The organism is Bradyrhizobium sp. Mp19, from assembly GCF_029952935.1.
GTDB lineage: Bacteria > Pseudomonadota > Alphaproteobacteria > Rhizobiales > Xanthobacteraceae > Bradyrhizobium > Bradyrhizobium elkanii.
The window spans coordinates 92,452-105,949 of the sequence record NZ_JASAUT010000002.1 but is presented as its reverse complement, the minus strand read 5'-3'; the positions used below and the strand labels follow the sequence as shown (position 1 = coordinate 105,949).

Genomic DNA, 13,498 nt, shown 5'->3' with positions numbered 1-13,498 from the left:
CCGCATATGCGGTTGCGGTGGATTGCTTCGCTTCGCTCGCAATGACGGTGGAGGAAGTGAGGGAGATCACGCCACGCGGGTCTGGATCTCGGTGCTGTATTCCGGATCGGCCTCGCAGATCACGCGGTTGCGGCCGGCGCGCTTGGCGGCATAGAGGCAAGCGTCGGCGCGCTCGATCAGCGAGTCGGTATCGTCGGACGGCTTCAGCATGGAGACGCCGACCGAGATCGTGACACGGCCGAGGATCTCGCCGGTCGACTTCTTCTTCAGCTCCTTGGCCATCACGGCGCGGCGGATGTGGTCGGCGACCGTCAGCGCCTGCCGCAGCGCCGTGTTGGGCAGCACCACGGCGAATTCCTCGCCGCCATAGCGGGCGGTGATGTCCTGGCCCTTGATGTTCTGCTTCAGCGACTGCGCCACCAGCCGCAGCACCTGGTCGCCGGTGAGATGGCCGTAGGAGTCGTTGAACGACTTGAAGTGGTCGATGTCGAACATCAGGAGCGACAGCGGTTCGCCGCTGGCGAGCGCGGCCTGCACCGCCATGTCGATCGAGCGGTCGAAATATTTCCGGTTGCCGAGGCCGGTGAGCGGATCGGTCAGGCTCTCGGCGCGGATCGCCTCGAGGCTGTGTTGCAGGTCGCTGATCTCCGACTTCGACAGCGCGAGCCGGTTCTCCAATGCCTGATTGGTCTCGCGCATCTCGCGCGTCGATTTTGCCAGGCTATCGACGATTGCCTTGATGTGATCGCGGGTGGTCGCGCTCGCAAGCTTGTCGCTGGCGCCGACGAGGCTGGCGTCATAGGTCGCGGACACGCCGAGTGCGTCGGTGATCAGCTTCATGACGGCGTCGATCTCGCCGATGACGCGCGCGCCGACCTTGTCGATGCGGTCCGAGGTCTTGATGTGCGAAAGGTAGGTCTCGTAGATCTGCTCGAGATCGGATTCAGAGAGCTTGCCGCTGCGCGCCAGCGTCTCGTTGATGACCTTATTGAGCGGCGCGTTGTATCCGGTCGCGTAGACGTACCAGATTTCGTAGTTGCGGGGGACTGCGGTCTGGCGAAGCGAGCGGATCTGGCCAAGTGCGACTTCGGCAAAGGCCAACGTACGTTCGTGTTCGTCCAGCAGCTTGACCACTGTCACGCCCTCAATGCACGCAATGCCGATTAAGCCCGGCAGCAATGACTAAACTATTGGGGCGAGGGTACGGGACGAGAGTGAAGGCAAGGTAAATAGTGGAACTACGGGGAAGCCGGTTGCGACGACCATGCGGCGCGCCCGATGCTTGTCCGTCTTGAGCGGCACTTTCGGACGCTTTTCGTTTGCCCGCATTGCGATGCGAAAACTGCGCGCATTTGCTTCAAACGCCGGGAAATCGACGTGTGCGCCGGTCGTGGGCGGCAACAGAGATTGGCTGGACTACCGCCGCTGGCGCGGCGGCATCGGAGCAGACCTTACGCGCGTGCGCGCACAGGTCGCAGCAGGAAGGCGGGTAGGTGCGAATGATCGGCGGGCTCGTGGTCCACCTCGCGCTGCGGCCGCCGTGGCTCGGCACGCCCGATCGACGGCACGTGCGACGGAGCGGCCTGCGGAGCCGAATTGCGGCCGTGGCGCGGTTCGCGCTCCGGCTTCGCTGCGCGCTCTTCGCGGGGCTCCCGCTCGCGACGCGCTTCGCGTTCACCGTGACGCGGCTCGCGTTCACCGTGACGCGCTTCGCGTTCACCGTGACGCGGCTCGCGCTCACCGTCACGCGGCTCGCGTTCACGTCGCGGCTTGCGGCCGCCACGGGCGCCGTCGCGCGAACCTTCGCGGCTGCGCGAGCGGCGCGGCGCGGCGTCCTCGTCGGAGCCCTCGCTGTGAACTGTGTAGTCGCCCTCGGCGCGCGGGATCGGCTGGCCGATCAGCTTCTCGATCGCAGTCATCGATTTGCTATCGAGCGAGGTGACGATGGAGATCGCGGTGCCGGTGCGTCCGGCGCGGCCGGTACGGCCAATGCGGTGGACGTAATCGTCCGGGTGGTGCGGGACGTCGAAATTGAAGACGTGGCTCACCGCGGGAATGTCGAGACCGCGCGCGGCGACGTCGGAGGCGACGAGCAGCGGAATCTCGCCCTTGCGGAATTGATCGAGGGCCGCGGTGCGGGCGGATTGATCCATATCACCGTGCAGGGCGCCGACACTGAAGCCGTGCTTCTGGAGTGATTTGTGAAGGACGGCGACTTCGCGCTTGCGATTGCAGAAGATAATCGCGTTGTTGAGATCCTTGGCGTCGCGCAGCAGGCGGCGGAGGATCTCGCGCTTGTCATGCGCTTCGCGACCGGCCGGGACCTGCAATTGCGTGACGGTGACGGCGGTGGTCGCGGGTTTGGAAACTTCGATCCGGGCCGGATTGTGCAGGAAGGCCTCGGTGATGCGGCTGATCTCCGGGGGCATCGTCGCGGTGAAGAACAGGGTTTGCCGCGTAAAGGGGACGAGCTTGCAGATGCGTTCGATGTCGGGAATGAAACCCATGTCGAGCATGCGGTCGGCTTCGTCGATCACCAGCAGCTCGACGCCGGTGAGCAGCAATCCGCCGCGTTCGGTGTGGTCGAGCAGGCGGCCGGGCGTTGCGATCAGGACGTCGACGCCGCGCATCAGCTTGGAGTCCTGGTCGCCGAACGAGACACCGCCGATCAGCAGCGCCACGTTCAATTTCTGACCGGCGCCGTATTTGTCGAACTGCTCCTTCACCTGCGCGGCAAGCTCGCGGGTCGGCTCGAGGATCAGGGTGCGGGGCATCCGTGCCCGGGCGCGGCCCTTCTCGAGCAGAGTGAGCATCGGGAGAACGAAGGCAGCGGTCTTGCCGGTGCCGGTCTGGGCAATGCCGAGGACGTCGCGCCGGGCGAGGACGTGCGGGATTGCCTGTTCCTGGATGGGAGTGGGGGTGGTGTAACCGGTGGCCGCAACTGCGGCGAGGACCTTATCGGACAGGCCTAGATTGGAAAAAGACATTGAGCCTCTGGTCGAAACCGCCGTTCGGCATCGCAGGTAAAAGGCTGTCGCGTTCGGCCCCGAAACGGCTCGCTTTTCTATAAAGCTCGGGGGCTCTGACTAACGCTGACGGACGGCAAACCTGACGAATCGCGCTTCGATCCGAGGGCCGCGTTGCCTCGCAACATAGGGGCGAAACCGGTAAAGTCAATCTTGGAACCGGCCGGATAGCCCAAAAAGCTTAACGTTTTGACTGAAATAAGCGTCTTTCTCGTCATTTGGCGGTCAAATGAATCACGACCCCGGCCCCGGACGGCGAGGCCGCCACGGGGGCTTCCACGCTGTTTTTCATCCTGAATTCGCCGGGCGTCCGGCCTTCGGATGCGCCGAAGATCCGGTAGAAGGTGGCAAGGCTGCCGAACCCGCAGGTGAGGGCGATGTCGGCGATCGGCCGCGGCGGCTTCTGGCAAAGCAGCCTTCGGCTCTCGCACAGGCGCTGGGCGGTGACCGTCTGCGAAAAGCTGGTCCCGGTCGCTTCGAACAAAACGTGCAGGTAGCGCACCGAGACGCCGAGCATCTCGGCGACCATGCTTGGCGACAGCGCCGGCTTTGCCAGGTGACGCGTGATCAAGCGGCGCGCGAGGCTGAGCCGGCCGACGCGCAGCGCTTGCTGCGCGCGGCGGCTGCCCGGCCTGATCGCGCCGCGCTCAATCAGCGCAAGGTCCGCCACGATCTTGACCAGCGCAGGAATGCTCGCGGTATCACCGGCCTCCGTCGCTTCCTTGAAGTCGGCGAGGCAGGCTTCGAGCAGCGGCGCCCAGCCGCGATTGCTGGTCGCCGGTGATCCCTGACGGGCAGGCTCAGATGCCTGGATTTGATCCGCCCGCAGGTCCGCGGCATGGAGAGGAAAGCGCGTGGCGCCTGTAGCTAGCGTTTCCTGGCTGTGATCCCCGTGCTTACCGCGCATCGTGACTGATCCCTTGCTCTGCATGAGAGCGCGCGTCGCCGGTAAGGAAATTTGCTGTGCCGAACCCGGACGAAGCGCCGCAGTGGTTCTGGCGAAATGGCCGGAAAATATCTTCTCAATGCGCGCAGGCTGATCACTTCGGTTCAGCGAAGGTCGGATCGCGCGGCGGTGTGAAATTCAAGGAGGTGAAGGGGGCGGCCGAGCCACGGCAAATTGCGAGCGCGGTGTCCCGGCCAGTCCGGACGGGCGCTCAGGCCGTTTGCGCGCGGTAGTCGCCCGGCGTCATGGACTCGGATGCATTGAAGAGGCGGTAGAACGTCGCAAGGCTCTCGAAGCCGCAGGCAAAGGCGACCTCGGCGATCGTTTGCCTCGGCTGCTCGCGGAGCAGGCGGCGGCTTTGTTCGAGCCGGAGCGTGGTGACGGTCTCCGAGAAGCTCATCTCGGTCTCCTCGAACAAGATGTGCAGGTGACGGACCGAGATGCCGAGCAGGCCGGCAATCAGGGTTGGCGACAGCGCCGCACGCGCCAGATGGCGCCGGATCAGGCGGCGGGCCAGCGACAAATGGGCGGTTCGCAAGGCCTGCTGCGCGAGCCGGCTCTTCGGCCGCATGATGCCGCGCTCGATCAGCGCGATATGGGCCAGCGCCTGCACCATTCGAGCCGTGCCCGCCGCCCCGGCATCGTTGCTTTCGATGAGGTCGCGGAAGCATGATTCCAGCAGGGTCCGCAGCGCGGTCTCATCCTGCATGGGCCTGGGGACGAGTTCGCCGAGCTCGGCGCCCGGCGGGACGATGTTCGCCACCGGGACCTTGATGATGCGCAGGTGGAAGCCGTCGTCGTGCAGCGGGACAGTGCGATAGGGCAGGTCCGAATAGCTGGTCGCGAACATGCCGTCGCGAACGGCGAATTCATCGAGCCGCGCGCCGCCGAACCAGCCGCCGCCGCCAAGCTGCTGGTAGATGCACAGGCTGTCGCTGGCCGCGTCGGCGATGTCGCCCGTGCGCCGCTCGACGCGGTACGGCGAGGCGCGCAACTCGACCAGCCCGGCATCGCCGAGCTTGCGCAGCGAGAATTCGCCGAAGAAGTCGCGGCGCCGGTCGGCTTCCAGCTCGGCGGTGACGCCGAACAGCCCCTTGGCGCGGACCTCGCGCCAATAGTCGAAGCGATCCTTGGGATCGACTTGATCAGTAGACCATGTGTGCACGGAAAAGCCGTTGCGACGTGCGGAGAGCTCGAGCCGGATGGAGCCACAAATCTATCACGCGGGCCGTAAAAAGAAACTTGACCTAAGACGGATCGGCCCCCTCATTTCGGCCTGGCGTGGCCGGCCGGAACGGCCGCCCGCGGTCGGCCTTGAACCGGCCAAACGGCTGCTCCGACTATTAGGCGGCGGTCGTACGGGCGGCGTACTTGTCGTGCAGGCGGGAAAACGGGATGAAGAGTTGGCTTTCGAGAGTTTCGGCGATCCTTTGGGCAGTTGCATTTGTCGCATCGGCCGCGCCCGCCCAGGCCGAAAAGCGCGTCGCGCTGGTGATCGGCAACAATGACTACAGGAACGTGCCCAGGCTGCAGAAGGCGGTCAACGACGCCCGCACCATGGGCGACACGCTGAAGCAGCTCGGCTTCAGCGTCATGGTGGCCGAGAACCTCAACCGGCAGGCGTTCTCCGAGACGCTGCTCGCGTTCGACCGCGCCGTGGAACCCGGCGATACCGCGTTCTTCTTCTATGCCGGCCACGGCTTCGAGATCGCCGGCCAGAATTTCCTGCTGCCGACCGACGTCCCGGCCGCCACCGAAGGGCAGGAGGAACTGGTGCGCGACGCCTCCGTTCTCGCCGACCGCATCGTCGAGCGCTTGCAGAACAAGAAGGCCCGGACCTCGATCCTGGTGTTCGACGCCTGCCGCAACAATCCGTTCGAGCGCGCCGGCACGCGCGCGGTCGCCGGCGGCGGTGGCCTCGCGCCAATGACGCAGCTGCCGGAGGGCGTGTTCTCGGTGTTTTCGGCGGGGCCGCGCCAGACCGCGCTCGACCGTCTTTCGAACGACGATGCCAATCCCAATTCGGTGTTCACGCGGACCTTCGCCAAGGAGCTGCTGCAGCCCGGCGAGAATCTCGTGCAGGTCGCGCAGCGCACGCGGCGCCTGGTCAGCGAGATGGCCGAAACCGTGAAGCACAAGCAGATCCCGGTCTATTTCGACCAGATGGTCGACGACGTCTTCCTGAACGGGATCGCCAAGGGGCAGGCCGAGGCGGCCAGGCCGTCCGCGCCGCCGCAGCAGGTGGCCGCGCTGCCGCCGGTCGCGGTGCCCAAGCTGCCGAAGGAGGATTCGATCAACGCGCCGATCGCGAGCTTCTCGCGGCACAATGGCGGCTGGACCGTGGTGTTCTCGATCGCCGATCCGACGCTCGGGATTTCCTGGCGGATCGGCGACAGCGGCGATTTCCGCGAAACCGGCTTCATCGACACGCTCGATCCGCGCACGCGCAAGCGGATGCCCAATCCGTCGGTGGAGCTGCCGGCCGATGCGCCGGCCGCCACGATCGAGATACGCTATGTCGATACGCAAGGCATGATGCAGGGGCCGTTCCCGATCAAGTTCGATCCCGACGCCGCGCTGATCCGCGACCAGCGCAAGATCCTCGACATGACCGCGACCAGCTGGCTGTCATTCCGCGAGTTCAACGGGCTGCTGGTCTACTATACGCACCTGATGTCGTATCGCTGCGCGATCCGCGAGGTGCGCATCGGCATCGACACCGCGGTGCCGGACAAGGTCCTGAAGATGCCACCCTGCTATTCGCGCGATCCCAGCGCGATCCCGTCCGACGCGCAGCCCTATCTGAAGCTGGCGCCGCAGACCAAGGCGGTCTCGGTCGAGCTGACCTATCGCGACGGCAGCGTGTCGGAAATCAAGACCTTCAGGCGTTAGCCTTGCATCCTTGCCGCCAGATCCGCGTTACAATCGGGTCCTGAAGGGCGAGGCAGCGGAGAGGACGGCATCATGGATGCAGGCAATCCGGCAGGGCCGAACACGCGTCAGATCAGGGTCCGCTGCTGTGTGGTCGGCGGCGGGCCGGCCGGCATGATGCTTGGCTATCTGCTCGGACGCGCCGGGGTCGATGTCGTGGTGCTGGAGAAGCACGCCGACTTCTTCCGCGATTTCCGCGGCGACACCGTGCATCCGTCGACCCTACAGGTGATGGACGAACTCGGCCTGATCGACGGCTTCCTGAAGCTGCCGCATCAGGACATTCAGACGCTCGACGGCATGTTCGGCGGCACCTCGGTGCGGATCGCCGACCTCCGTCGCCTCAGCGTCAAATATCCCTTCATCGCGATGATGCCGCAGTGGGACTTCCTCAATTTCCTGCGCGAGAGCGGCAGGCGCTTCCCTTCGCTGAAGGTGCTGATGAAGGCCGAGGCGACCGATCTGATCCTGCGCGGCGACGCTGTCGCGGGCGTGCTTGCAAACACGCCCGATGGCCCGGTTGAGATCGAAGCGGATCTCACCATCGGCTGCGACGGACGTCATTCGATCGTGCGCGAGCGCGCCGGCCTCGACGTCGAGGAGATCGGCGCGCCGATGGACGTCTTGTGGTTTCGCGTCGGGCGGCGTCCGGATGAGACCGAGAATCTGTTCGCCCGCGTCGAGCACGGCAAGATGATGGTGACGTTCGATCGCGGCGACTACTGGCAATGCGCCTATGTGATCGCCAAGGGCCAATACGAGGCCGTGAAGGCGAGGGGATTGCCGGCGCTGCTCGACGACGTGCTGCGGCTGGCGCCGATCCTCAAGGCCGGCATTGCCGACGTGAAGAGCTTTGACGACGTCAAGCTGCTCACGGTCGCGATCAATCGCCTGACGCGCTGGACCCGTCCCGGCCTGCTCTGCATCGGCGACGCCGCGCATGCGATGTCGCCGATCGGCGGCGTCGGCGTCAACCTCGCGGTGCAGGATGCGGTCGCGACCGCCAACATCCTGGCGGCGAAGCTCGTTCACGGCGTGCCGTCGGAAGACGAACTCGATGCGGTGCGGCGTCGCCGCGAATTCCCGGTGCGCGTGACGCAGCGCATGCAGGTGATTGCGCAGAACAACATCATCAGCGCGGCGCTGAAGGCCGGCGATCAGCCGGTGCCGTTACCGCTGCGGTTGATCACGGCAATGCCCTGGCTGCAGGGCCTCACCGCACGTCTGGTCGCCATCGGGGTACGGCCGGAGCACGTGCATTCGCCGGCCGCGGGCTGAACTGCGCGTCGCGCGATGGGAAGAGAGCTCGTGTTTTCAGGCCATCACCGAATAGCCGCCGTCGACGGGGATCGCGGTGCCGGTGACGAAGTCCGACGCCGGCGACGCCAGGAACACGGCGATGCCCGCGAAGTCGTCGATCGCCCCCCAGCGTGCCGCCGGCGTGCGCGCAAGCACACGCTCGTGCAGCCCGGCCACCTGCTGGCGCGCGCCCTTGGTCAGGTCGGTATCGATCCAGCCGGGCAGGATGGCGTTGACCTGGATGTTGTCGGGAGCCCAGGCATTGGCGCAGGCGCGGGTGTACTGCACGATGCCGCCCTTGCTCGCGGCATAGGCCGCGGCGAAGCTCGCACCGAAGATCGACATCATCGAGCCGATATTGATGATCTTGCCGTGGCCCGACGCCTTGAGCGCCGGATAGGCCGCCTTCGAGCACATGAACGCGCTGGTGAGGTTGGTGTCGATCACCTTGCTCCACTCCTCCAGCTCGAGCTCGTGCGGAGGCTTGCGGATGCTCATGCCGGCGTTGTTGACGAGAATGTCGATCCGGCCGAGCTCGCGAACGACCCGTTCGACCATGGCCGCGACGGCGGCCTTGTCGGTCACGTCGGTTGCCACCGCGATTGCCTTGGCGCCGCGCTTGCCGAGATCCTCGACGGCGGCCTTCGACTTCGCCTCGTTGCGGCCGACCACGGCAACCGCAGCGCCGGCGTCCGCCAGGCCGCGCGCCATGCCAAGCCCGATGCCGCCATTGCCGCCGGTGACGATGGCGACCCGGCCCGAGAGATCAAACTGTCCGTTTTTCATTGTTGTTGTCCGCTGAGGTTTGAACCGGGCGCGAGAGTGCCCGATCGTCACGGCACTGACCAGACCAGCCACAGCCGGTCCGCCCTGCGCCGGCGGGCCTGCGCGTGGCGCGATCCCGGGACGTTCGGGCAACAAAAAAGCCCCGGACGATGCCGGGGCTTTTGGTCTGCTATCTCAGCAGCGATCAGTACGCACAGCTCAGTACTTGGCAACAACCGGACCGGTCCAGTTGAAGCGGTAGACCAGCGAGGTGCTGATGGTCTGGACGAACGGCTTGAAGGTGATGTCGCGGCCGTTCGAGATGTTGGTGCCGTCGGCCAGCTCGGAGATGTTCTTGTTGTCGTAGTAAGCGGCGCGATATTCGGTCTTCATGAACCAGCCCGGCGCGGTGATGCCGAAGATGTTCAGGTTGTTCTCGACGCCGCCGCCGACGAACCAGCCGCTGCGATCGAAGCCGTTGGTGTGCAGGCCCGAGGGAAGAGCGGACGCGGTGTTGAACAGCGTGGTGCCCTTCCAGTGCGAGCTGGAGTAACCGGCGTTGACGTAGGACAGAACGTTCGGAGCGATCAGATAGCCGAGGCGCGCACCAGCGGCCCAGCTGTAGTCGTTCTTGATGTTGCCGGCGACGAACGGACCCTGATCCTGGATCGTGCCCTTCAGGCTGCCGAACTGACCGTCGGCGAACACGCCGATGACCCAGCTGTTGGCGGTCTGCCAGTCGTAACCGGCACCGACGGTGCCGAACCAGCCATCACCGCCCTGGCGCTGGTTGAAGCCGAGGATCGGAGCGCCCGTGGCGGTCGACTGAACGCCGGTGTCAGCATCCCAGACGCCGCCGCCGCCACCGCCGAAGATGTAGAAGCCGGTCCAGCTCGGAGCGACCGGGAGCGGGGCAGGAGCCTTGGTGTAGGGGCGGGCGGCCAGGTCGGCAGCCGACGCCGAGGCCGTCATCGCAGCAACCGCGGTCAGAGCGAGCAAAATCTTCTTCATATCCAAATCCTCGACTTAGCGTTCGATCAGGTCGCTCAGGGGAGTGCGCTGGCACCGATTCCCGAAACTCATGGTCGGACTATACGTGGTTCCACCGGAAATGCTGTTGCTGGTGGGACACAACCGGCCGAAAACGAAGCCGCCGGGGGCTCTCCGAACAGGCAAATGGCAACGGCCGCCCCCAATCTGGAGGCGGCCGGAAACTCATTTCAGATCAAACGGTTGGGCCTAGACGTCGAGCAGGTCGTCGCTGGCGAATTCGGCCTTGTCGGAGATGAAGGCAAAGCGGGCTTCGGCCTTGGTTCCCATCAGCCGTTCGACCGAGTCGGCGGTGCCCTCGCGATCGTCGGCCAGCAGCACCACGCGCAGCAGCGTGCGCTTGGCCGGATCCATCGTGGTCTCCTTCAGCTGCGCCGGCATCATCTCGCCGAGGCCTTTGAAGCGATTCACCTCGACCTTGGCATTGGCATTAAATTCGCTCTTCAGCAGCTCATCCTTGTGCGCGTCGTCGCGGGCGTAGATCGACTTGGTGCCGTGCTTCAGCTTGTAGAGCGGCGGAACCGCCAGATAGAGATGCCCTTCGTCGATCAGCCGCGGCATCTGCCGGTAGAAGAAGGTGATCAGGAGCGATGCGATGTGCGCGCCGTCGACGTCGGCGTCGGTCATGATGATGATGCGCTGGTAGCGCAGATCCTCTTCGCGGTAATGCGCGAGCGTGCCGCAGCCGATCGCCTGCACGAGGTCGGAGAGCTGCGCGTTGGCGGTCAGCTTGTCCTTGCCGGCAGAGGCGACGTTGAGGATCTTGCCGCGCAGCGGCAGCACGGCCTGCGTCTTGCGGTCGCGCGCCTGCTTGGCGCTGCCGCCGGCCGAGTCACCTTCAACGATGAAGAGCTCGGAACCTTCGGTACCGGCATCGGAGCAATCGGCGAGCTTGCCGGGCAGGCGCAGCTTCTTGCCGGCGGTCTTGCGCGCGGTTTCCTTTTCCTGGCGGCGGCGCAGCCGCTCCTCGGCGCGATCGATCACGAAATCGAGCAGCCGGTTGGCCTGGTTGGGATTGCCTGACAGCCAGTGGTCGAACGGGTCCTTCATGGCCTGTTCGACGATCCGCTGCGCTTCGGCGGTGGCGAGGCGGTCTTTCGTTTGGCCCTGGAATTCAGGCTCGCGCACGAACACCGAGAGCATGACGGCCGCGCCCACCATCACGTCTTCCGAGGTGATGGAGGCCGCACGCTTGCCTTGGCCCGCGCGTTCGGCGTGGTCCTTGAGGCCGCGCAGCAATGCGCTGCGCAGGCCGGATTCATGCGTACCGCCGTCGGGTGTCGGCACCGTGTTGGTGTAGGACGACAGGAAGCCGTCGGCATCGGCCGTCCAGGCCACCGCCCATTCGCACGCGCCATGCGCGCCGCTGCGGCCGGATTTGCCGGAGAAGATATCCTGATGCACCAGGGTGTCGGCGTGGATCGCCGCGGCCAGATAATCCTTCAGCCCGCCGGGGAAGTGGAATTTGGCTTCCGCCGGGACATCTTCGACGCCCTTCAATAGCTCCTGGTCGCAGTGCCAGCGAATCTCGACGCCGCCGAACAGATAGGCCTTCGAGCGCGTCATCTTGAACAGACGCTGCGGCTTGAACGCCGCCTTGGCGCCGAAGATGTCGGTGTCCGGCTTGAAGCGGATGCGCGTGCCGCGGCGGTTGTTGACCTTGCCGAGGTCTTCGAGCTTGCCCTTGGGATGGCCGCGCTCGAATGTCATGCGATGCAACTGGCCGCTGCGCGCAACCTCGACCTCGAGCCGCGAGGAGAGGGCGTTGACCACGGAAACACCGACACCGTGCAGGCCGCCCGAAGTCTCATAGACCTTGGAGTCGAACTTGCCGCCCGAGTGCAGCGTGCACATGATGACTTCGAGCGCCGACTTCTTCGGGAATTTCGGATGCGGGTCGACCGGAATGCCGCGGCCATTGTCGGTCACGGTCAGAAAGCCGTCGGCGGTCAGCTCCACGTCGATGAAGGTGGCGTGGCCGGCCAAGGCCTCATCCATGCAGTTGTCGATCACCTCGGCGAACAAGTGGTGCAGGGCCTTCTCGTCGGTGCCGCCGATATACATGCCGGGGCGCCGGCGGACCGGTTCCAGACCCTCCAGCACCTCGATGTCAGCCGCCGTATAGCCGGCTTCCGCGCCTCCAGCGGATCGCGAAGCAGCCTTCGCCGGGGCGCGTCCCTTCGGCTCCGGGGCTTCGAACAGATCGTCGGCAGATTTGCTTTTGGCGTTCGATTTCAATGATTTGGCCATGGTTCTTCAAGTGGCGCGCCGGTCACGGCGCGGCGAATCGGTTGCTCTGACTATGCCACGGATGGGCTGCCTATGGGGACGGCCGCGCCCTGGAGCCCGGCCATCCCCATAGATAGGAGACCGCGATTACGCCTTCGAGGTACGGAACACAACGACCGTGAACAGGGCCATGGCGGCGACCACCAGCAGCGACCCGACAATCGGCGCCACCTCGAACGACGGTCCCTTCATCAGCACGGCGGCAACGCCGGCCGGGAACAGGACGCCGCCGACGATATGCAGCCAGCCCTGGATCTTGGCGAGTGGCATGCTGCCCGCTTCCGGCACCAGCCGGTAGTAGAGGCCGAACAGGAACAGCAGCACGCCGCCGACCAGATTGAGATGCGCATGCGCCGGTCCCAACGTGAAGTCGTGCTGGATACCCATGGCGATGCCCGCGAGCATTCCGAACAGCAGGACGAGAACGCTCACGCACATCATCAGCGATCCGATCATCCGGTATTTCCTTTTTCTTGTGAGGGAGATGCCTGCCAGTCCGGACCTCAGGGGCCTTACGGGAAATCACGCTCGATCCCCGCCTTTGTGACTTGATGTCACGCAATCGGCTGGCTTACCTGTTCTTAGGCTGCGTGCCGCTAGAAAGGTTCATTCGAGGTTCAACGGAGCGGGAAGGCACACGACGAGATGGAAGACCTTGCGCGGGCCCTGGCCGAATTCGTGCGCCATCACCAGGCCTGGGCCGCTCCGATCGTCATGCTGCTGGCGTTCGCTGAATCGCTCGCCTTCATTTCATTGCTGGTTCCCGCCTGGGGCGCGCTGGTCGCGATCGGCGCCCTGATCGGCGTCAGCGGGATCAGCTTCTGGCCGATCTGGATCGCGGGCGGCGTCGGCGCTGCACTCGGCGACTGGGTCTCCTACTGGTTCGGCTACCGCTACAAGGAGCAGGTCGCGCAGATGTGGCCGCTGTCGCGCTACCCGGAGATCCTGCCGCGCGGCGAGGCCTTCGTGAAGAGCTGGGGCGTGCCCAGCATCTTCATCGGCCGCTTCTTCGGTCCACTGCGCGCCTCGGTGCCGCTCGCGGCCGGCATTTTCGAGATGTCGTACTGGCAATTCCAGATCGCCAATTTCGTCTCCGCGCTGGTCTGGTCGGCGGCACTGCTGTTGTTCGGCGACGTCATTGCGCATGCCATCGAGTGGGTGTGGCGGGTCGTGTAGCGCCGACAGTCCGCGA

11 protein-coding genes are annotated in these 13,498 nt (G+C 65.3%); 3 read left to right on the top strand and 8 right to left on the bottom strand.

The genetic code is table 11. The features are described from left to right. Window positions 1-66 precede the first annotated feature (66 nt). The 4 genes from QJT82_RS03250 to QJT82_RS03235 all read right to left on the bottom strand — a co-directional run bounded on the left by QJT82_RS03250 (window position 67) and on the right by QJT82_RS03235 (window position 5,137). Entirely contained in the window at window positions 67-1,134 is a 1,068-nt protein-coding gene (locus tag QJT82_RS03250; RefSeq protein ID WP_028342140.1) for a GGDEF domain-containing protein, read from the bottom strand. Window positions 1,135-1,451: 317 nt separating this feature from the next. Continuing rightward, window positions 1,452-2,987 carry a DEAD/DEAH box helicase gene (locus tag QJT82_RS03245; RefSeq protein WP_028342139.1) on the bottom strand — a complete coding sequence of 512 codons (1,536 nt, stop codon included), beginning with the start codon at window positions 2,985-2,987 and terminating at the stop codon, window positions 1,452-1,454. Window positions 2,988-3,240: 253 nt separating this feature from the next. Further along, entirely contained in the window at window positions 3,241-3,933 is a 693-nt protein-coding gene (locus QJT82_RS03240; protein WP_245288789.1) for a helix-turn-helix transcriptional regulator, read from the bottom strand. A 250-nt stretch (window positions 3,934-4,183) separates the two neighbouring features. Beyond that, window positions 4,184-5,137: a helix-turn-helix transcriptional regulator gene (locus QJT82_RS03235; protein ID WP_028342138.1), complete on the bottom strand. Its 954-nt coding sequence runs from the start codon at window positions 5,135-5,137 to the stop codon at window positions 4,184-4,186. Window positions 5,138-5,367: 230 nt separating this feature from the next. On the opposite strand from QJT82_RS03235, the gene QJT82_RS03230 reads away from it, so the two are divergent. Together QJT82_RS03230 and QJT82_RS03225 are read left to right on the top strand one after the other, a co-directional pair. Beyond that, on the top strand, window positions 5,368-6,864 hold the full coding sequence (locus tag QJT82_RS03230) for a caspase family protein (protein WP_028342137.1): 1,497 nt from the start codon (window positions 5,368-5,370) through the stop codon (window positions 6,862-6,864). Window positions 6,865-6,936: 72 nt separating this feature from the next. Further along, window positions 6,937-8,181 carry an FAD-dependent oxidoreductase gene (locus QJT82_RS03225; protein WP_028342136.1) on the top strand — a complete coding sequence of 415 codons (1,245 nt, stop codon included), beginning with the start codon at window positions 6,937-6,939 and terminating at the stop codon, window positions 8,179-8,181. Between the two features lie 36 nt (window positions 8,182-8,217). Here the strand turns inward: QJT82_RS03225 and QJT82_RS03220 are convergent, their stop codons facing one another. The 4 genes from QJT82_RS03220 to QJT82_RS03205 form a co-directional block, all read right to left on the bottom strand. Next, window positions 8,218-8,988: a glucose 1-dehydrogenase gene (locus QJT82_RS03220; protein WP_016842941.1), complete on the bottom strand. Its 771-nt coding sequence runs from the start codon at window positions 8,986-8,988 to the stop codon at window positions 8,218-8,220. Window positions 8,989-9,186: 198 nt separating this feature from the next. Then, window positions 9,187-9,978: a hypothetical protein gene (locus tag QJT82_RS03215; protein ID WP_028342135.1), complete on the bottom strand. Its 792-nt coding sequence runs from the start codon at window positions 9,976-9,978 to the stop codon at window positions 9,187-9,189. A 228-nt stretch (window positions 9,979-10,206) separates the two neighbouring features. Continuing rightward, window positions 10,207-12,267 (bottom strand): DNA topoisomerase IV subunit B, encoded by a 2,061-nt coding sequence (gene parE, locus QJT82_RS03210; RefSeq protein ID WP_028342134.1) that lies wholly within the window; start codon window positions 12,265-12,267, stop codon window positions 10,207-10,209. Window positions 12,268-12,393: 126 nt separating this feature from the next. Beyond that, window positions 12,394-12,762 (bottom strand): hypothetical protein, encoded by a 369-nt coding sequence (locus QJT82_RS03205; RefSeq protein ID WP_028342133.1) that lies wholly within the window; start codon window positions 12,760-12,762, stop codon window positions 12,394-12,396. Between the two features lie 189 nt (window positions 12,763-12,951). Here QJT82_RS03205 and QJT82_RS03200 point away from each other — a divergent pair, with 189 nt between their 5' ends. Further along, window positions 12,952-13,482 carry a DedA family protein gene (locus QJT82_RS03200; protein ID WP_028332199.1) on the top strand — a complete coding sequence of 177 codons (531 nt, stop codon included), beginning with the start codon at window positions 12,952-12,954 and terminating at the stop codon, window positions 13,480-13,482. Window positions 13,483-13,498 lie beyond the last annotated feature (16 nt).

Bases quoted from the DNA above. Each gene is read 5' to 3' on its own strand.
- QJT82_RS03245 (WP_028342139.1), bottom strand. From the start codon at position 2,987: ATGTCTTTTTCCAATCTAGGCCTGTCCGATAAGGTCCTCGCCGCAGTT.
- QJT82_RS03240 (WP_245288789.1), bottom strand. From the start codon at position 3,933: ATGCGCGGTAAGCACGGGGATCACAGCCAGGAAACGCTAGCTACAGGC.
- QJT82_RS03230 (WP_028342137.1), top strand. From the start codon at position 5,368: ATGAAGAGTTGGCTTTCGAGAGTTTCGGCGATCCTTTGGGCAGTTGCA.
- QJT82_RS03225 (WP_028342136.1), top strand. From the start codon at position 6,937: ATGGATGCAGGCAATCCGGCAGGGCCGAACACGCGTCAGATCAGGGTC.
- QJT82_RS03220 (WP_016842941.1), bottom strand. From the start codon at position 8,988: ATGAAAAACGGACAGTTTGATCTCTCGGGCCGGGTCGCCATCGTCACC.
- QJT82_RS03215 (WP_028342135.1), bottom strand. From the start codon at position 9,978: ATGAAGAAGATTTTGCTCGCTCTGACCGCGGTTGCTGCGATGACGGCC.
- parE (WP_028342134.1), bottom strand. From the start codon at position 12,267: ATGGCCAAATCATTGAAATCGAACGCCAAAAGCAAATCTGCCGACGAT.
- QJT82_RS03205 (WP_028342133.1), bottom strand. From the start codon at position 12,762: ATGATCGGATCGCTGATGATGTGCGTGAGCGTTCTCGTCCTGCTGTTC.
- QJT82_RS03200 (WP_028332199.1), top strand. From the start codon at position 12,952: ATGGAAGACCTTGCGCGGGCCCTGGCCGAATTCGTGCGCCATCACCAG.